The sequence below is a fragment of the Streptomyces sp. NPDC046805 genome (genome assembly GCF_040645355.1).
Classification (GTDB): Bacteria; Actinomycetota; Actinomycetes; order Streptomycetales; family Streptomycetaceae; genus Streptomyces.
The window spans coordinates 95,563-112,178 of the sequence record NZ_JBEYYC010000024.1 but is presented as its reverse complement, the minus strand read 5'-3'; the positions used below and the strand labels follow the sequence as shown (position 1 = coordinate 112,178).

Sequence of the window (16,616 nt, the reverse complement as noted above, 5' to 3'; positions counted from 1 at the left end):
CCCGCGCCTCACTTGCTCTTCTCGCGCTCCTGGCGCCGGGACTCCAGTGGGCGCTCACGCCGGTAGCGGCGCTCCCACTGGGCCTGGCGGTCACGGCGCTCGCGGTACGCCCGGTAGGTGTGGGGCGTGCCGCCTCCGCCGCCGGCCGCGGGCCCGCCGCCCGACGAGGACGCCGAGGACGAGCCGCGCCCGTACTGCAGGTACAGGAACAGCAGACCGATGGCGGCGAGCCACCAGCCGTGGTTTCCGAATCCGAGGATCACCAGGACGACGGTCCCGGAAAGGACGATGGTGCCCATCTCGGGCCTCCGTGGGCGTGGGTGTGGCGTGGATCTACGACACGTGGATCTACGACGGTGTCGCGTGCCCGACGGGCGGGCGGGGGACGGTGGCCGTCCGTCGGTGCGTAGAGACTAGCCGCGGGTCCGCGAGGTGGTGCCGCTCCCGCGACAAGCGGTGGTGTGCGCCTCCGTTACGCATGTCCAGGGTAGGGAGACGGTCACGCGGCGTGCATCCGGTTTTCCGGCACCCCGGCCCGGCCGGCGTGAATGAATGGGGGCATGAGCGAACTCCCCTCCCCGCCCGCGCGGTTCACGGACACCACCCCGGCCACGCGCTTCACGTACGACCACGACGGCGAGCGACTCGACGGTGTGCACGGCATCGCACACGGCGGTGCTCCCGGACGTCCCGCCGTCGTCCTGCTGCACGGCGCGGGCACCAGCAGCAAGGAGCGACTGCTGCCGCTGCTCGGGGAGTTCGTCGCCCGCGGGTGCCGCGGCCTCGCCTTCGACTTCTCCGGCCACGGAGAAAGTACGGGCACACTACGGGAGTTGAGCCTGCGACGGCGCTTCGAGCAGGCGGTGGCGGTGATCGACGCCCAGGTGCCCGCGTCCGAGCCGCTGGTCCTGGTCGGCTTCAGCATGAGCGGGCAGACGGTGGCCGACCTGGCCGCGCACTACGGGGCACGGGTGGCGTCCCTGGGCCTGTGCGCGCCCGCGGTCTATGCGCCGGAGGCGTGGGACGTGCCGTTCGGGGAGCGGAACGGGCGGTTCAGCGCCATCATCCGGACCCCGGACCGCTGGCGCCGTTCCCCCGCCCTCGATGCGCTGCGGGCGTACGAGGGCCGGGCGGTGCTCGTGGTGCCGGGCACGGACGCGGTGATCCCTGCGGCGGTGACCGAGTCGGTGCAGGCGGCGCTGTCGGCTCGCGCCCGCTTCACCCGCCTCGAACTCCCGGACGCCACCCATGCGTTGGGCATGTGGCTGCGTGATCACGAGAGGGATCGCGGGGAGCTCGCGGACGCGCTGCTGACCGGCCTCGACGACAAGGAAGGGGAGGACGGGCAGACCTGGCACGGCCGACAGGACCGGCAGGCGACGCAGGTCTAGGCGCCGCTCACAGCCGCCAGTCGCGGCCCTCGTGCCGGGCCGGGCCGCTCCTTCCGGCGGCCTGCTGCCGCTCGGCCTTCTCCCGGTCGATCTCTTCCTGGTAGGCGTCCAGTTGCCGCTCGCCCTCGACTTCGGCGGCACGGCGCTCCGCCGCGCTCATCCCCTCGTACGCGCGCATGCCGACGCTGGCCCGCTCGTGCAGCGCCTCGCGGTAGGCACCCGTCCGCATCGCCTGGCGAAGCCCCACCCGTCCCGCGAGGACGTCGCGGGCCATCTCCCGCAGCGTCTCGTCCTCACTGCCGGCCAGCCGCTGCAGGGACTTGCGCAACGCCCTGGCCTTGGCAGGAGTCTTGGCGATGTCGAGGAACTCCTCATCCCCGACCTCTTGTTCATCCATCCGCACTGCTCCTCGCAACGGTCCCGAGGAGCGATACAGTAGCCGACGGTCGTGGAACGTACGGACGAAAACGGGGGCGTCGACATGTCGTTCAAGGTCCATCCAGACGATCTGCAGGGCTACGGCCGGCAAGTGGGTCGTGCGGCCGAGGACATGCATCAGGCGCAGGAATACATCAACAAATACGGTGACTTGGGTGTCTTCACCGACCAGGGGCTGATCCTCTGGGCCACCGGCATGCACACGCAGGCGATGGACGAGGTGAAGAACGTGGTGTCCCGCGTGCGGACACTGCTGTCCGCCAGCGCGGAGGAACTCGCGAAGTCCGCCGAGTACTACCGGACGACCGACCAGCAGCAAGCTTCCAAGCTCGACGCCACCTATCCCCCGAGCAAGCGCTAGCCCACCGCAAGGACCGCTCTCATGAGTTTTACGGACCGCGTCGAGCCCGTGCACAACCTCAAGGCTCCCCAGACGCCCGACGAGTTCTCCAAGGGCATCATCGGCGACAGCGTCAGTACGGTGAGCGACTTTCTCAGCCCCAGTGAATGGGTCCTGGGAACGATCGAGTTCGTCTTCGGCTTCAACCCCCTGGAAGAGGCGATCTCCTGGTTCACCGGTGACTGGGAGTCGTATGTCAAGTGCGGCGAGATGTGGGCCAACACCGGGGCGCTCACCAAGGACATCGCCGCCAACCTGCAGTCCGGCAACAGGGAGTTGGATGCGACCTGGGACGGCAATGCGGCCGACGCCGCCTATGTGTACTTCGACGAGCTGGCGAAGAAGATCGGTTCCCTGGACGCCGACCTGAAGGAGCTCCAGGGCTACTACAAGGACGTCGGTCTGGCGGTCGCCAGGGGCGCGGACCTCGTCAAGGGGCTGCTCGAACAACTCGCGGACGAAGCGATCATCGCGGAGGCCGAGCTCGCCGCCGGCACCCTCCTGGCCGAGACAGGGGTCGGCGCCGTGATGGGCTATGCGGCCGCCGCCCTCGAAATCGCCGAGATGATCAAGACGTGGGGTCGTATCACCGAGGCCTACAGCGCCGCGCAGCAGGCCGTGGACGTGGCGACGACCGCGGGCGGACTGGTGGTCGGCAGGCTCGGCATCGCCCTGAAGAGCTTCCCGGAGCCCGGAAAGAGCTACGACAACCCCGCGGTCTGACCGGTCGGCCCGATCGCAGCGATGGGGCCGCCGCCGTCAGCTCGCGAGCCAGGCCGCCAAGGTCAGCAGCAGGCAGACACCCGCGCCCGCGAGGCCTCCCCACACGAACCACTTCCGGAGCCTGCCCGCCGGAGTCCCCGATATCGACCTGGTGATCAGAGCGACGTGCATGCCGCTGCGCGGAAACATCCCCGTGGCGGCGAATGCCGTGCCGAACGCCACGACCAGCCATCCGAGGAAGAACGCCGCGAGCCACTTGGTGGTCTCGCCGAAGCCCGTCTGCACGTACCAGTCACCGGCCTGCTGCACGGAGACCTTGTTGCCCGGCTTCAGGTCCGCCCGGACACTCGCCTGATCGTCCTTGACCTTGCCGTCGTCGGAGCGGAAGGTACCTCCGCACTCCGTGGTGTCACTGGAGCCGCGGCTGCCGTGCTTGACCCAGCAGCGCTCCACGGTCAGGGTGCCGGACGTCCCGGCGACACCGGCCGCGTGTGCCGCGTTGTAGAGGCCGAACCCGAAGACCACCAGGGCGAGGACGAAGAACAGCCCACCGAGCGCCCGGCCCAGGACGCCGGGACGAGGGAGTTGCGGCGCCGTCGCGAGCGGCGTCAACTCTGGCTGCATCATCGGAACTCTCCGTTGCCGTACGTCTCGACCAGCGGGTCACCCGTGTCGCACTTCTCCATGCGGAGTAGTAAACCAGTAGCTCTCGAGGGGTGGAGGTCGGTATGAGCGGCGGACGACGGCGGCACATCGACGAGGCGGAACGGCGGGCCCGGCTGGCCGTGCGCCACCGGCTGACCGGTACGGCACGGGCGGCGAGCCCCGAGGAGGTCGCCGCCTCGCTGGTGGCGCTGCATGGCACGGACCCGGCGACGGTGTACCTGGCGGTGGGCGCGCGGCTGGCAGAGCCGGTGAAGACCGTGCCGGACACCGAGCGGGCGCTGTACGAGGACCGCACGCTGCTGCGGATGCACGGCATGCGGCACACGGTGTTCGTGCTGCCCGACGACCTGACGGCCGTGGTCCATGCGTCGACGTCCCTCGCGGTGGCCGCGCGCGAACGGGCCTCCCTGCTCAAGGACATGGCGAAGAGCGGCGCTCCCGACGCGGCGTGGCTGACGGAGGTCGAGGAGTCCACGCTGACCGCGCTGGCACGGCGCGGTCAGGCGACGGCCGCGGAACTGGCGGACGAAGAGCCCCGGCTGCGGGAGCAGTTCGTGTACGCGGCCGGGAAGAGCTACGAGGGCGTGCACACGGTCTCGACGCGTCTGCTGCGCGTGCTGGGCGTGGAAGGCAAGGTGGTCCGCGCCCGCCCGCTGGGCACATGGACGTCGAGCCAGTTCCGCTGGGCGCCGGCACCCGAGTATCCCGAGCTGGACACCGCCCAGGCCCAGGTCGAGCTGCTGTGCCGCTGGCTGACGGCCTGCGGCCCGGCCACGGAGGCCGACCTCAAGTGGTGGACGGGGTGGCGGGTGACGGAGGTCCGCCGGGCGCTGGCTGCGATCGGGGCGGAGGCGGTGTCCCTGGACGAGGGCGGGACGGGGTACGTCGTGAAGGGCGACGTCGATCCGGCGCCGGGACCGTCGGCTCCCTGGGCGGCGCTGCTTCCCTCGCTGGACCCGACGGCGATGGCCTGGCAGCACCGGGACTGGTACCTCGCGCCGGAGCTGCGCCCCCTGCTCTTCGACCGCAGCGGCAATGTGGGGCCGACGGTGTGGTGGAACGGGCGGGTGATCGGGGGGTGGGCTCAGCGGGCGAACGGCGAGATCGTCTGGCGGATCCTGGACCGGGAGGGCGTGGGCCACGAGACGGAGGCGGCGATCGCGGCGGAGGCGGAACGCCTGCGAGGCTGGGTGGGGACGACGAAGGTGACGCCACGCTTCCGGACGCCGCTGGAGCGGGAGTTGTCGTCCTGACCGCCACCTCGTCCGCCGCGCAGCGGCGGGAGCAGTAGCCCATCCCCTTGGAGGCCCCGAACGAACCCCGTTCTCACCGCCGCTCTGACCTTCGCCGGCGTCGCCCTGCTCATCAACATGGCGCCCGGCCCCGACACGCTGCTGGTTGTCCGTACGTCCATGACCCAGGGCAGACACGGCGGGCTGGCCGCCGCCCTGGGCATCCTCATCGGCTGCACGGGCTGGGGCATCGCGACGGCGGTCGGCCTGACGGCCCTGCTGACCGCGTCCCACCTGGCGTACGACACGCTCCGCGTGTGCGGCGCCGCCTATCTCGTCCGTCTGGGGATCACGGCCCTCCGGCATTCCGGAAAGTCGGCCGAACCCGAACCGACCGACCGACGCCGACAACGGACCGCCACCATCCCGCCCGGCCGGTTCGCCGCCTTCCGCGCCGGTGTGGGAACGAACCTTCTCAACCCCAAGGCGGGCGTCTTCTACATGAGCCTGATCCCGCAGTTCGTCCCGCACGGCGCACCGGTGTTCAGTACGACGCTGCTCTTCACGGCCGTAGACCTGGCTGAACTGGCCGCCTGGTACTGGCTGTTGTCCGGCGCCGCCTCGGCGTTGGGCGAGCGGATCCAACGCCCGGCGTTCCGCCGTCGACTCGACCGGATCACCGGCGTGGCCTTCTTCGGCTTCGCAGCCGGCCTGCTGGCCGACCGCACGTAGAGGTGCACGTACGACGCCGGGTGCCCCTCCAACACAGGGCACCCGGCGCCACGACTCACCGTGAGCGGCTCAGCGTGAGTAACGCATGAACGCCCGCACCATGTGGCACGTCGTGTCCGACGGCGGATGGACGCCGATCAGCTCCGCCGTGCTGCGTATCGTCTCGTTGGAAGCCTGGTTCGGGACGTGCACGCCCGAGTCGAGCAGGGCGATGGCGAGGCGCATCGCCTTGAGGCGGCGGTTGTGCGTGACGTACCACGCGCGCGGACGCCCGGCCGGCAGCGCACGCTTCATCACGGGCGCGTACGGAAGGTCGAGCTGGACGGGGCGCTTGGCGGTGGACTGGGTGGGCAACGGCTTCGGCTTCAGTGCGGCAGCGGGCACAGGCATCCTCCTGTCGCGATCAGGGCACCCGCCGAAGACTCCGACGTCCCCGGCGACTCCCTCGAACACTGCTTCCAGTTTACCGCCGGGCACTGACAATCAGGGAGTCCGTGCGCCACCTCAAATGTCCAGGTGGGCACGGGGATTGGACTCGTGTCACATCCGTTCCGCACGGCGTGCGCGGCGGCCGAAATTCGAACAGAGCGTACGGCGACCGCCGGGCGCGTACCGTTGCCCGCATGGAAATCTGGATCAACCCCGCCTGCTCCAAGTGCCGTAGCGCCCTCACGCTGCTCGACGCCGAGGGAGCCGACTACACCGTGCGCCGCTACCTGGAGGACGTGCCGAGCGAGGACGAGATCAGGGCCGTGCTCGACCGGCTCGGGCTCGAACCGTGGGACATCACGCGCACCCAGGAGGAGGCCGCCAAGGAGCTCGGGCTCAAGGAGTGGCCGCGGGACGAGGCCTCGCGTGGGCGGTGGATCTCGGCGCTCGCCGAGCACCCCAAGCTCATCCAGCGGCCGATCATCACGGCGGAGGACGGCACGGCGGTCGTCGGTCGCACGGAGGAGGCCGTACGGGACGCCCTGTCCCGCGGCTGAGGCGGTCCGACCCAACCCCCCTGTGACGCACGTTACTTCAGCGACTCGTGCAAACCGCTGAGTAACGTCGATCGGGATCTCGTACTTAGCGACGTACGCTCCCCTACCTCTTCAGGAGGTGCGCATGTCGCGCAGGCGAACTCTCAGTACGAAGAAGAAGGTCGCGCTGCTGGTCAGTGCCGCGGCGGTGGCGGGCGGCGGGGCCTTCGCGATGGCGGCCACGTCGAACGCCGCGCAGAGCCCCCACACCCTGTCCTCCGCCGCGGACTCGTCCGTCTGCCAGGGGCTGGCCACCGCCCTCGGCAACAACGAGAAGTTCATCCAGGGCCAACAGGCCAGTCCGGACGCGCAGTCCAAGGCCCGGATCGCCAACCGCCAGGCGGTCATCGAGCAGATCAAGGTCCAGCAGAAGGCGTCCGGATGCGTGGTGGGGGAGTCGGCTCAGGGCTCCCAGGCCGCGCAGCCCGGGCAGAGCGGCCAGCAGGACAACCAGCCCGGCGGCCAGGCCGGCGACCAACAGGCAGGTCAGCAGACGGGGCAGCAGGCCGGTCAGCAGTCCGCGCCGCCCGCGCAGAGCCCACCCGCCGGGGACGCGGGAAGCGCCGGTGATGGCGCTGCCGCGGCCTCCGGTCAGCAGGTGTGCAAGGGCTCGACCGTCACGCTCTCCGGCGAGGGCGGTGCCCCGGCGGCCTCCAGTAACCAGTTCCCGGCCGGTACGACGCTGAAGGTCACCAACCTGGACAACAACAAGTCCACGACCGTGAAGGTGACCTCCGTGTCCGGGAGTTGCGCCCTGCTCAACAACGCCGCCTTCGAACAGGTCCGGGAGCCCGGCAAGTTCCTGATCCGCCGCGCCCTGATCGAGAAGGTGGGGTAACGCTCGGACTCCGAGCGCTTCGGACAGGTCACCGGCTTCTACGGAGGGGAAGCCGGTGACCCCTTCGCTCTTTCCCGCACGCGCGCGGCATCGGCAGCGACGAGGGGGCGTCCACCATTACGGTGGGCGCCCCCTTCGCGCTGCCCGCTCCCGCAGCTGTCCGAGCTGTGGAAGGAGGCTCCTCCCGCCGCGCTCCGTCTGCTTCAATGGGCGTATGGCCAGCTACCGGAAGTGCATCGCCACGGGTCGCCATGACCTCGAGCCCTTCTGGCCTTCCCGTCAGCACCACGACTTCGACCGGGTGTGTTGCCGCGCGGCGAACGCGCAGGCCCTCTGAAGCCGTACACCCCGGCCTCCGGCCCGCGCGAAGCGACGTACCTCCCTCGGCGCGCCCGACCACGCCTCGCGGCCGCCGTCTGCCCGGCGACACGCCCTTCTCGCGCGAAAGAGCTGACCTCTCATGGCGACCACGCACCCCTTCCCCCTCACCTCCGACGCCCTGTCCGCGAACGGCACCCGGCACCGGCTGCGTGCCGTCGACCGGGACGAGGTGGTCGAGCTGGCGGACCTCCTGCCGCCCGGCGCCACCTGGCTCCCGGCTCCGGAGCACACCGTGCCCGCGCTGCCGGGCCGGCCCCCGATGATCGGCTATCTGGTGCTGGTCCCGGCCGACCAGCAGCCGCCGTTCCGGCCGGTCACGGTGCCGGGCCGGCCGGAGGCCGACGACCGGGCCCCGGCGCCCGGGACGAGCGACCCGCTCGTCCGCATCGACCCCGTACAGCGCACCGCCCGGGTGGACGGGCGTGAACTCGACCTGACCTACCTGGAGTTCGAGCTGCTCGCCCACCTCGTGGCCAACCCGCGCCGGGTGCACACCCGTGACCAGCTGGTCACGACGGTGTGGGGCTACGGCCACGTGGGCGACGGCCGTACCGTCGACGTCCACATCGCCCGCCTGCGCCGCAAACTGGGCGCCGAGCACCGCCGTACGATCCAGACGGTCCGGCGCGTCGGCTACAAGTACACGCCCCCGACGGGGCGTTGAGACCCTCGCCACTTGCTCCCCGCTCCGCCCTCGGCGGTGGCGGGGACGGTGGCCGAGGGTGAATCCGGCGCCACGTCCTGACAACTCACGCTGCTCAAAGGGAAGTTGAGCCCAGAAGGACGCTCAAACCTCTGCTGAATTCACGAGGCGACTGAACACGTCCTGGGTCCCGCCCGTATCCATGGGAGCCGCTTCACTCCTGTCGGGCGCCCCGGTTGCCCGCAAGAAGTCAGAGGAGTTCCGTGACTCCACCCACGCGTATACGCGCGGGCTTCCCGCATCGCCGGCCAGGCCACGTCGCAGAGGACCAGCCCGGCGCTGTTGAGGTGACAACCCCGGCCGCGCCGGGCCAGCCACCCCCAAAAGATGAGGGGTCTTCGATTCCCCACCGGCTGGGGCCGGTGGTCCCCTCGAAGGAGAAGTGATGGTACGCAACACACGAAAACGCCGTATGCCGCTGGCCACCAAGGCGATCGCCGCATCGGCGGCTCTAGCGCTCGGTGGGGGCGGGCTGATCTGGGCGAACTTCTATGCCTCCGCGCACGAGTCGAACGACTCGACGCAGAACCGGACGACGTCCGCCGCAGCGCAGTGGGCGACGATCTCGTGCCCGGACGTCGGCCAGAAGCTGACCGACGTGCCGGGCGAGGCCCGTAACGACGTCGACGGTGAACTCGGCAACCTCGACAGCCAGATCACGGACGCCTACCAGAGTCTGGCGACCACGCGCGACGCGCAGGCCAGGGACGCGAGCTACGTCCAGAACAGCATCCTGCAGCCGCTGCAGGACCGGCGGAAGGTGATCCTGGACCGCATCCGGCTGGAGATCACCCGGGTCGGCGGCACCGCCCCGCAGAGCCTCGACACCCTCGCCAACTGCACCGCGAGCCCGGCCGACCCGTCCACCCGCGACGGCGGCCAGCAGCAGAGCGGCGACCCGCAGCAGACCGGTGATCCACAGCAGACCGGCGACCCGCAACAGAACGGTGGCGAGCAGCAGAACCAGCCCAGCCAGCCGCCGCAGGACGGCAGCGGTCAGCAGCAGGGCGGGGGCCAGCAGCAGGGCAACGGCGGTCAGGCCGGCAACGGGCCGAACGCGGCCGACTTCGTGGACATCACGAAGGCGCAGGCGAACGTGGCCGCGAAGCCGCGCAGGAGCGGCAACGCCTCGACCGGCACGTTCACCACCAAGTGCGGTGTGAACGCGAACAAGAACCACAACACCGACAACGTGATCGTGGCGCCCGGCGTGACCAACGGCGCGCACCACCTGCACGACTACGTCGGCAACCAGAAGGTCAACGCCTTCTCCAGCAACGACACCTTCCTGCAGGGCGGCACCAGCTGCCAGAACAAGAACGACCTGTCGTCGTACTACTGGCCGGTGGTCCGCGTCCAGGACGGCTCGCAGGACTTCGACCAGAACGCGGACGGCGGTGGCAAGGAAGGCAACGTCGGCAAGATCCTGACCCCCGTCCAGGCCCAGATCAAGTACGTCGGCAGCCCGACCGGCAAGGTCACGGCGATGCCGCAGTTCCTGCGCATCATCACCGGTGACGCCAAGACCACCACCAACGGCCTGGCGAACGCCAACGCGCACTGGAGCTGCACCGGCTTCGAGAACAAGGTCCAGCTCACCACGCAGTACCCGATCTGCCCGCAGGGCAGCAACGTGGTGCGCAGCTTCGCCTTCCAGAGCTGCTGGGACGGGCAGAACATCGACAGCGCCAACCACCGCACGCACGTCGCCTTCGCCGACGCGAACGGCAACTGCCAGAACGGTTTCAAGGCGATCCCACAGCTGACGATGCGCCTGGTGTACCAGGTCACCCCGCCGACCCTCGAAAACGGTCAGGTGAAGAACGCCTACGCGGTGGACGGCTTCCCGGAGCAGCTCCACAAACCGGCCACGGACCACGACGACTTCATCAGCGTCACGACCGGCGGCCTCGCGAACAAGATCGCCAGCTGCGTCAACCGGGGCCAGCGGTGCCAGTGACCCACTCGGCCGTGATCGGTGAGCTGGTGAGCTGGTGAGCTGGTGAGCTGGTGAGCTGGTGAGCTGGTGAGCTGGTGAGCTGGTGACGCACTGAACCAGGCCGGTGGCGGAACCCCCCTCCCGCCACCGGCCTTCTCCGTGCCCGCACCCGGCTCCGTACTCAGCCGCCGTGCGCGTGGTGGTGGTCGGCCCCGATCTCCACGTCGCCGCCGAGCCTGCCGCGCAGTGCCTTGACGACGCCGTCGTCGCCGACCGCGACCCACTTGCGGCCGACGAGGTAGTAACCGCCGTAGTCCTTGGCGTCGTTGATCCACTCGCGCTGCCCGCGGTCGGTGGCGAAGGTGGCGAGCACGAACTTCCCGTCGGCGTTCTTGCAGATGGCCTGGCGGATCTCGTCGGCGTCGGTCTGGATGTCCGGCCGGCACTTCGCCTCGGCGGCCAGGCTCTCCAGGCTGCCGGTGGCGGTCTGCGGCACCTTGGCCGCGGCGTCGCCGGAGTCGCAGCCGGCCAGCGCCAGTACGGCCGCGACGCCGGTCACGGCGAGCAGCGCCCTTGTCACCCTCATGTGTTCCTCCGGTCCTGGTGGGCAGCATGCCGCGCGGAGCCCCGTCGAGGGGCCCGCCGCCGTTCGATACGGCCGGCGCGCACCGCCCGCTCAAATCCGGCCTCGACCCCGTGTTCAAATCCCGTGCCGCGGCGGCCACGCCTGTGCGAAGGTGGCCCGATGAACCAGGACTGGGAAGACCGCGTCACGGCCGCGTGGGCCGCGTTCGACACGTACGCGGAGGAGGACGCGGCCGACTTCCGTGCCGTGATCGACGCGCTGGTGGCCGAACTGCCCGAGGGCAGCCCGCTGGGCCCGTTCGAGCGGGCCTGCGCCTGGGACTCGACCGGCCACTCGGACCGGGCGGTGCCGCTGTACCGGGAGGCGCTGGCGCTCGGGCTCGGCGAGGTCAGCGGCTACAAGGGGCGCCGGGCCAAGATCCAGCTCTCCAGCTCGCTCAGGAACACCGGGCAGGCGGAGGAGGGCGTCAAGCTCCTCACGCCCGAACTGGACGCGCCCTCGGACGAGTTGGACGACGCCGTACGCGCCTGCCTCGCCCTGTGCCTGTCCAGCCTCGGCCGGGACCGCGAGGGCCTGTCCCTCGTCCTCGGCGCCCTGGCCCCCCATCTGCCGCGCTACCAGCGGTCGATGGGCAACTACGCGCGGATGCTGGTCGATCCGGAGGACTGACGGGGACGGCGGCCTTCCTCGGACCCACCCGGGTGGCGGTGACCAACCAACGGTTCGCTCGTTCTTCCGGACGTGCAGTCACAGCATGTAGCCCCGCGTCACGCGGCCTCCTCCGCCGGAGCCGCCCGCCCGGTCGTCGACGTCGAGCGGGCCCGGGCCGCGCTCGTCGAGCACTACCCCCGGCTCGTCCGCCTCGCCTACCTGGTGCTGCCGCCGGATCCGGGCCACGGCCGGCGCGTACTGACCGCGCACGCCCTCACCCAGCGCGCGCTGCCGCGGGGGCGGCGGCAGGCCGCCTCCGCGATCCCGGCCCAGCACGGCGCCCCGTCCGGCGCGGCCGACGGCCCCGATGACAGCCCGGGGTACGCCTTCGTCCGCCTCCAGGTCGTGCGTACGGCGCTGGAGGCGAGCCTGCCGCTCAGGCGCCGGGCGTGGCCCCGCCGGTCCCAGCTGCCGCCGCTGCTCCCCCAGGTCTGGGGTCTGCGCCTGTTCCCGCGTTCGGGCGGTGCCGACGAACTCGCCCTGGACCAGCGGCTGGCGGCGCTGTCCGCCCCCGCCCGTGCCGCGTATCTGCTGCGCGGCCTGGAGCGGCTCCCCGATCCCGACGTACGCGAGGTGCTCGCGGCCGCCGGGGTCGAGGCCCCGGAGGCCGCGCTGGCGGAGGCGAACGGCGTCCCGGCGCAGTACACGCTGCTCGACTCCCCCGAGTTCGACCCCTGTTCGCTGCAGGCCCGGCCCACCGACCTGATGCGGCGCAGACAGCACACCAAGGCGGTGCTCGCGGCGGCGGCCGCGCTGGCGCTGTGCGGCGCCCTGGTCGCGCTGCCGCGCGACGGCTGGAGCCCGGACGGCGCGGCGGCCCCGGCGTACGCGCACAACCCGGCGGCCGAAGCCGCCCTCGATCCCGGCCGGTTGACCCGGGTCGCGCCGACCGCGTGGCAGTCGGCCGCCCGCACCGACTTCTCCGTCTGGCCGGCCCGTGGCGCGCTCACCGGCGACACGGCCCTGCTGCGCCGCGCCCTCGCCGTCTGGGCCCGCCCCGGGGAGACGGTCCGTGTCTCGGCGACCCCCGGCACCCAGACCGGCGGCCCGGCGGGCCCGCCGCAACTGCTGTACGCGGGCGAGGTCGACGCCGCGCGCGTGGTGGTCCTGTACGACGGCCTGCGCATCGCCCGCTACGCCGAGCCGAAGGACGGCACGCGGGGCGCCGCGCTCGACTTCGCCCGTGTCGACGGCGCGACCGGGACCGCGGCGAGCGCGGTCGTGCTGGGACGCTCCGACGGCAACGTCCGCTATCTGACGGCCCCTTGGGTGACGAAGGCGGCCGAGCGGGACCTGATGCAGCCGGGCTCCGGGGCGATGGACCTCGATCTGACCGACGGCGTCACGGCGCCGTTCGCCGGCCCGGCCGTGCAGCCCGGCGCGTGCACGTCGTGGAACGTGCTGCAGCTGACGGACGCCTCCGGCACTCATCTCGCCACCGACCTCGGCGAACTGGTGCCCGCCCGCCTCACCACCGGCCGCCCCGGCTCGACCGGCGACGCCCCCGGGGCGCAGGCGCTGCGCACCTGGGCGCCGTTCGCCTGCTCGCTGGGCGAGGAGCGCTCGGCGGGGGTCAGCAGCGTCAACGCCTGGGCGTACGCCGACCAGCCGCTGCCCGACGCGGGCGGGACGGCCGCGTGGGTGTGCACCCGGGCCGAGACCTGGCGGGGCGCGGGGTCGGTGGCGCTGGCCCAGTTCCACACGCCGCAGGGGCGGTTCGGGGCGCTCGCGGCCAAGGGCACGAATGTGACGGCGTGCGGCCCGCGCGATCCCCATGTGCTGGCCGGGGTGCTGTGGAAGTCCGGCACCGGGGCCTGGTACCTGGTGGCCGCGAGCAGCCGGAACACCGCGTCGATCCGGGCGACCGGCGGGGTCACCGGGGCCACTCGGGGCAGGCTCCTCGCCGTACGCGCCGAGCAGGGGGCCCAGGCCCGGCTCAAGGCCACGCTGGACGACGGGACCGCGCTGAACGCGCTGCGTTAGCGGCCTCGACGCCAGTTGACACTTATGTCAACAAGTCCGCGCACGAGGGTTTCCCTCGGTCGTACCCATCAGTACATTGACGCCATGTCTAACACGCAGGCCCGGCCGGTGCACTCCGAGCGGATACCGCTCAAGGCCCGCAACGTGTCCTTCTCGTGGGAGGACACACCGCTGCACTGGGTACCGGGAGACCCGTTCACCACGCACACCATCAATGTGCTGCACCTCCTGCTGCCCGCCGGTGAGCGGTGGTTCGTGCATGTGTACAAGCAGGTGCTGCCGTACATCCGCGACGACCGGCTCCGCGAGGACGTCATCGGGTTCATCGGGCAGGAGGCGATGCACTCCCAGGCCCATGACGAGGTGCTGCCGCACCTGAAGGAGCAGGGGCTCGACCCGACGCCGTACACCGCGCAGGTCGACTGGTTCTTCGAGAAGCTGCTCGGCGACCGGACGCTGCCCCCGGGCAAGGCCCGCAAGTGGTGGCTGCTGGAGCGCGTCGCGCTCATCGCGGCCATCGAGCACTACACCGCGTTCCTGGGCGACTGGGTGCTGAACGCCGCGGAGCTGGACCGGCGCGGCGCGGATCCGACCATGATGGACCTGCTGCGCTGGCACGGCGCCGAGGAGGTCGAGCACCGGTCCGTCGCCTTCGAGCTGTTCATGCACCTCGACGGCGGCTACCGGCGGCGGACGCGCACCTGGGCGGCGGCCTTCACGGCGCTGGTGTTCCTGTGGCAGCGCGGGGCCCGCTTCTTCATGGAGAACGACCCCACGCTCGTCGACGGCAGGGCCAGCTTCCGGGACTTCTACGACCGCGGCCGCCAGGGCACCCTGCCCGCGACCGGAGACCTGCTCAAGTCCATCCCCCGCTACCTCAGCCGGTCCTACCACCCCTCGCAGGAAGGCTGCACCGAGCAGGCCGTCGCCTACCTGGCCTCCTCCCCCGCGGCTCTCGCCGCCGAGAAGACCGGCAAGGGGGCCGCGTGATGCCGAAGCTGCGGACCGTCGTCGTCCTCGCGGGGGCCGCGCTGCTGGCGAAGCGGGCGCTGCGGCGCCGTATCCAGGGCTCGCCGCTGTGGCCGATGCCCGCCCTGGAGGAGCCGGTCTCGGGCCGCCCGCGCTCGCGGGCCGCGCGGCTGCTGATCACCGCGCACGAGACCGTGGCCGACGGGGTCGTACGACTGCGGCTGGAAGGGCGGCAGTCGGGGCGCTGGGAGCCCGGCGCCCACCTCGACGTGGTGCTGCCGTCCGGGCTGGTGCGGCAGTACTCGCTGTGCGGGGACCCGGAGGACACGTCGTCGTACACCGTCGCCACCCGGCTGGTCGCGGACGGGCGGGGCGGCTCGCGCGAGGTGCACGAGCAGCTCGCCGAGGGCATGGAGCTGGAGGTGCGCGGTCCGCGCAACCGCTTCCCGCTCGTCGAGGCGCCCACTTACGTCTTCGTCGCGGGCGGCATCGGCATCACCCCGATCCTGCCGATGCTGCGGGCGCTGCCCGAGGGCGCGGAGTGGCGGCTGCTGTACTGCGGGCGGACGCGGGCGTCGATGCCGTTCCTGGAGGACGTCGAGAAGCTGGCCCAAGGCCGGCTGACCGTCGTCGCGGAGGACGAGGACGGGCGGCCGGACCTGGACGCGCTGTTCGCGGACGGCGTCGCCGAGGGCACCGCCGTCTACTGCTGCGGCCCGGAGGGGCTGATGGACGCGGTGGAGGAGCGGGTTCCCGAGGGCGCCACGCTGCACCTGGAGCGGTTCGCGCCGCGCGCCTCGGCCGGCGGCGCGGAGTTCGAGGTCGAACTCCGGCGCAGCGGGCGGACGGTGACCGTCGGGAGCGACTCCAGCGTGCTGGCCGCCGTACGCGCGGAGCTGCCGGGCACCGCGTACTCCTGCGAGCAGGGCTTCTGCGGAACCTGCCGGCAGCGGGTGCTGGAGGGAGAGGTGGAGCACCGGGACGAGCTGCTGACCGACGCGGAGCGGGCCGACTCGATGCTGCTCTGCGTCTCACGGGCCCGCGGCGACCGTCTCGTGCTCGATATGTGACACCGGAGGTGAATACCGCGTTCGGTCCGGCCCGTTCGGGGCTGAATTCGATCGGTAAGGTGTTCGTATGACTACCGGGGTACGCCGCAGAATGGGAGTCGAGGAGCGGCGGCAGCAGTTGATCGGCGTCGCCCTCGACCTCTTCAGCCACCGCTCGCCGGACGAGGTCTCCATCGACGAGATCGCGTCGGCCGCGGGCATCTCGCGCCCGCTCGTCTACCACTACTTCCCGGGCAAACTCAGCCTGTACGAGGCGGCGTTGAAGCGTGCCGCCGAGGACCTGGCGGCCCGGTTCGCGGAACCGGCCGAGGGGCCGCTGGGCACCCGGCTGCTGCGCGTGATGGGCCGCTTCTTCGACTTCGTGGACGAGCACGGGCCCGGCTTCTCGGCGCTGATGCGCGGCGGACCGGCGGTCTCCGCGGACGGCGTCCCTTCGAAGGACCACGTCTCGGCCACCAACGCGCTCATCGAGTCCGTGCGGCAGGCGGCGTACGAGCACATCCTCGTGCACCTGGAGATCACCGATCCGCCCGCCCGGCTGGAACTCGTGATCCGGTCCTGGATCTCGCTCGCCGAGTCGACCGCGCTGATCTGGCTGGACGGCCGACGCATCCCCCGGGCCGAGCTGGAGCTCCAGCTCGTGCACGACTTCGCCGCGCTGGCGGCGGTGAGCGCCGCCTACGACGAGGAGATGGCCGCCGTACTGCGCCGCATGGTCAAGGACGAGCCGCCCGACGGCACGTTCGGCGATCTGGTCGCCCGACTGCTCTCCCTCGCCTCCTGACCTTTCCGCGGCAGGGAGGTCCTTCCACGGAGCTCCTTCCCACGG

At 71.5% G+C, this 16,616-nt stretch carries 19 protein-coding genes; 14 read left to right on the top strand and 5 right to left on the bottom strand.

What is annotated here, in order from left to right:
• Positions 1–8: 8 nt before the first annotated feature.
• A complete protein-coding gene (locus tag ABZ910_RS24745) occupies positions 9–299 on the bottom strand; it encodes a hypothetical protein (protein WP_361368892.1) in 291 nt (96 codons plus the stop codon).
• A gap of 261 nt (positions 300–560) precedes the next feature.
• Between ABZ910_RS24745 and ABZ910_RS24740 the strand changes: the two genes are divergently transcribed.
• Positions 561–1,391, top strand: a complete 831-nt coding sequence (locus ABZ910_RS24740; protein ID WP_361368890.1) for an alpha/beta hydrolase — start codon at positions 561–563, stop codon at positions 1,389–1,391.
• Positions 1,392–1,398: 7 nt separating this feature from the next.
• Here the strand turns inward: ABZ910_RS24740 and ABZ910_RS24735 are convergent, their stop codons facing one another.
• Positions 1,399–1,788 (bottom strand): hypothetical protein, encoded by a 390-nt coding sequence (locus tag ABZ910_RS24735; protein ID WP_361368888.1) that lies wholly within the window; start codon positions 1,786–1,788, stop codon positions 1,399–1,401.
• A 51-nt stretch (positions 1,789–1,839) separates the two neighbouring features.
• Between ABZ910_RS24735 and ABZ910_RS24730 the strand changes: the two genes are divergently transcribed.
• Positions 1,840–2,190: a type VII secretion target gene (locus tag ABZ910_RS24730; RefSeq protein ID WP_361368887.1), complete on the top strand. Its 351-nt coding sequence runs from the start codon at positions 1,840–1,842 to the stop codon at positions 2,188–2,190.
• Positions 2,191–2,211: 21 nt separating this feature from the next.
• Positions 2,212–2,952, top strand: coding sequence for a hypothetical protein (locus ABZ910_RS24725; protein ID WP_361368885.1), 741 nt, complete (start codon positions 2,212–2,214; stop codon positions 2,950–2,952).
• 36 nt (positions 2,953–2,988) lie between these two features.
• On the opposite strand, the gene ABZ910_RS24720 is transcribed toward ABZ910_RS24725, so the two are convergent.
• Positions 2,989–3,579 (bottom strand): hypothetical protein, encoded by a 591-nt coding sequence (locus tag ABZ910_RS24720; RefSeq protein WP_361368884.1) that lies wholly within the window; start codon positions 3,577–3,579, stop codon positions 2,989–2,991.
• A gap of 101 nt (positions 3,580–3,680) precedes the next feature.
• Here ABZ910_RS24720 and ABZ910_RS24715 point away from each other — a divergent pair, with 101 nt between their 5' ends.
• Both ABZ910_RS24715 and ABZ910_RS24710 read left to right on the top strand, forming a co-directional pair.
• Positions 3,681–4,871 (top strand): winged helix DNA-binding domain-containing protein, encoded by a 1,191-nt coding sequence (locus ABZ910_RS24715; RefSeq protein WP_361368882.1) that lies wholly within the window; start codon positions 3,681–3,683, stop codon positions 4,869–4,871.
• A gap of 117 nt (positions 4,872–4,988) precedes the next feature.
• On the top strand, positions 4,989–5,582 hold the full coding sequence (locus ABZ910_RS24710) for a LysE family translocator (protein WP_361368880.1): 594 nt from the start codon (positions 4,989–4,991) through the stop codon (positions 5,580–5,582).
• A gap of 69 nt (positions 5,583–5,651) precedes the next feature.
• Here the strand turns inward: ABZ910_RS24710 and ABZ910_RS24705 are convergent, their stop codons facing one another.
• Positions 5,652–5,966, bottom strand: a complete 315-nt coding sequence (locus tag ABZ910_RS24705; protein ID WP_361368878.1) for a hypothetical protein — start codon at positions 5,964–5,966, stop codon at positions 5,652–5,654.
• A 239-nt stretch (positions 5,967–6,205) separates the two neighbouring features.
• Between ABZ910_RS24705 and ABZ910_RS24700 the strand changes: the two genes are divergently transcribed.
• The 4 genes from ABZ910_RS24700 to ABZ910_RS24685 all read left to right on the top strand — a co-directional run bounded on the left by ABZ910_RS24700 (position 6,206) and on the right by ABZ910_RS24685 (position 10,489).
• A complete protein-coding gene (locus ABZ910_RS24700; protein ID WP_361368876.1) occupies positions 6,206–6,568 on the top strand; it encodes an arsenate reductase family protein in 363 nt (120 codons plus the stop codon).
• Positions 6,569–6,692: 124 nt separating this feature from the next.
• A complete protein-coding gene (locus tag ABZ910_RS24695) occupies positions 6,693–7,445 on the top strand; it encodes a hypothetical protein (protein ID WP_361368874.1) in 753 nt (250 codons plus the stop codon).
• 460 nt (positions 7,446–7,905) lie between these two features.
• Positions 7,906–8,490: a winged helix-turn-helix domain-containing protein gene (locus ABZ910_RS24690; protein WP_361368872.1), complete on the top strand. Its 585-nt coding sequence runs from the start codon at positions 7,906–7,908 to the stop codon at positions 8,488–8,490.
• A gap of 424 nt (positions 8,491–8,914) precedes the next feature.
• A complete protein-coding gene (locus ABZ910_RS24685; RefSeq protein ID WP_361368871.1) occupies positions 8,915–10,489 on the top strand; it encodes a DUF1996 domain-containing protein in 1,575 nt (524 codons plus the stop codon).
• 160 nt (positions 10,490–10,649) lie between these two features.
• Here ABZ910_RS24685 and ABZ910_RS24680 read toward each other — a convergent pair whose 3' ends face one another.
• The gene (locus ABZ910_RS24680) at positions 10,650–11,054 is read right to left on the bottom strand and encodes a hypothetical protein (RefSeq protein ID WP_361368869.1); all 405 of its coding nucleotides are present in this window, start codon (positions 11,052–11,054) and stop codon (positions 10,650–10,652) included.
• Positions 11,055–11,213: 159 nt separating this feature from the next.
• On the opposite strand from ABZ910_RS24680, the gene ABZ910_RS24675 reads away from it, so the two are divergent.
• The 5 genes from ABZ910_RS24675 to ABZ910_RS24655 all read left to right on the top strand — a co-directional run bounded on the left by ABZ910_RS24675 (position 11,214) and on the right by ABZ910_RS24655 (position 16,571).
• On the top strand, positions 11,214–11,723 hold the full coding sequence (locus ABZ910_RS24675) for a tetratricopeptide repeat protein (RefSeq protein WP_361368867.1): 510 nt from the start codon (positions 11,214–11,216) through the stop codon (positions 11,721–11,723).
• Between the two features lie 72 nt (positions 11,724–11,795).
• On the top strand, positions 11,796–13,748 hold the full coding sequence (locus ABZ910_RS24670) for a hypothetical protein (protein WP_361368865.1): 1,953 nt from the start codon (positions 11,796–11,798) through the stop codon (positions 13,746–13,748).
• 84 nt (positions 13,749–13,832) lie between these two features.
• Complete coding sequence (locus ABZ910_RS24665) at positions 13,833–14,738, top strand: metal-dependent hydrolase (protein WP_361368864.1); 906 nt, start codon at positions 13,833–13,835, stop codon at positions 14,736–14,738.
• Positions 14,738–15,787 (top strand): PDR/VanB family oxidoreductase, encoded by a 1,050-nt coding sequence (locus tag ABZ910_RS24660; protein ID WP_361368862.1) that lies wholly within the window; start codon positions 14,738–14,740, stop codon positions 15,785–15,787. Before ABZ910_RS24665 ends, ABZ910_RS24660 begins: the two co-directional genes overlap by 1 nt.
• Positions 15,788–15,854: 67 nt before the next feature.
• Positions 15,855–16,571: a TetR/AcrR family transcriptional regulator gene (locus ABZ910_RS24655; protein ID WP_361368860.1), complete on the top strand. Its 717-nt coding sequence runs from the start codon at positions 15,855–15,857 to the stop codon at positions 16,569–16,571.
• Positions 16,572–16,616 lie beyond the last annotated feature (45 nt).

What these genes read in the sequence shown, in the direction of transcription:
- ABZ910_RS24745 (WP_361368892.1), bottom strand. Translation starts at nt 299, where the DNA reads ATGGGCACCATCGTCCTTTCCGGGACCGTCGTCCTGGTGATCCTCGGA.
- ABZ910_RS24740 (WP_361368890.1), top strand. Translation starts at nt 561, where the DNA reads ATGAGCGAACTCCCCTCCCCGCCCGCGCGGTTCACGGACACCACCCCG.
- ABZ910_RS24735 (WP_361368888.1), bottom strand. Translation starts at nt 1,788, where the DNA reads ATGGATGAACAAGAGGTCGGGGATGAGGAGTTCCTCGACATCGCCAAG.
- ABZ910_RS24725 (WP_361368885.1), top strand. Translation starts at nt 2,212, where the DNA reads ATGAGTTTTACGGACCGCGTCGAGCCCGTGCACAACCTCAAGGCTCCC.
- ABZ910_RS24720 (WP_361368884.1), bottom strand. Translation starts at nt 3,579, where the DNA reads ATGATGCAGCCAGAGTTGACGCCGCTCGCGACGGCGCCGCAACTCCCT.
- ABZ910_RS24715 (WP_361368882.1), top strand. Translation starts at nt 3,681, where the DNA reads ATGAGCGGCGGACGACGGCGGCACATCGACGAGGCGGAACGGCGGGCC.
- ABZ910_RS24710 (WP_361368880.1), top strand. Translation starts at nt 4,989, where the DNA reads ATGGCGCCCGGCCCCGACACGCTGCTGGTTGTCCGTACGTCCATGACC.
- ABZ910_RS24700 (WP_361368876.1), top strand. Translation starts at nt 6,206, where the DNA reads ATGGAAATCTGGATCAACCCCGCCTGCTCCAAGTGCCGTAGCGCCCTC.
- ABZ910_RS24695 (WP_361368874.1), top strand. Translation starts at nt 6,693, where the DNA reads ATGTCGCGCAGGCGAACTCTCAGTACGAAGAAGAAGGTCGCGCTGCTG.
- ABZ910_RS24690 (WP_361368872.1), top strand. Translation starts at nt 7,906, where the DNA reads ATGGCGACCACGCACCCCTTCCCCCTCACCTCCGACGCCCTGTCCGCG.
- ABZ910_RS24685 (WP_361368871.1), top strand. Translation starts at nt 8,915, where the DNA reads ATGGTACGCAACACACGAAAACGCCGTATGCCGCTGGCCACCAAGGCG.
- ABZ910_RS24680 (WP_361368869.1), bottom strand. Translation starts at nt 11,054, where the DNA reads ATGAGGGTGACAAGGGCGCTGCTCGCCGTGACCGGCGTCGCGGCCGTA.
- ABZ910_RS24675 (WP_361368867.1), top strand. Translation starts at nt 11,214, where the DNA reads ATGAACCAGGACTGGGAAGACCGCGTCACGGCCGCGTGGGCCGCGTTC.
- ABZ910_RS24665 (WP_361368864.1), top strand. Translation starts at nt 13,833, where the DNA reads ATGTCTAACACGCAGGCCCGGCCGGTGCACTCCGAGCGGATACCGCTC.
- ABZ910_RS24660 (WP_361368862.1), top strand. Translation starts at nt 14,738, where the DNA reads ATGCCGAAGCTGCGGACCGTCGTCGTCCTCGCGGGGGCCGCGCTGCTG.
- ABZ910_RS24655 (WP_361368860.1), top strand. Translation starts at nt 15,855, where the DNA reads ATGACTACCGGGGTACGCCGCAGAATGGGAGTCGAGGAGCGGCGGCAG.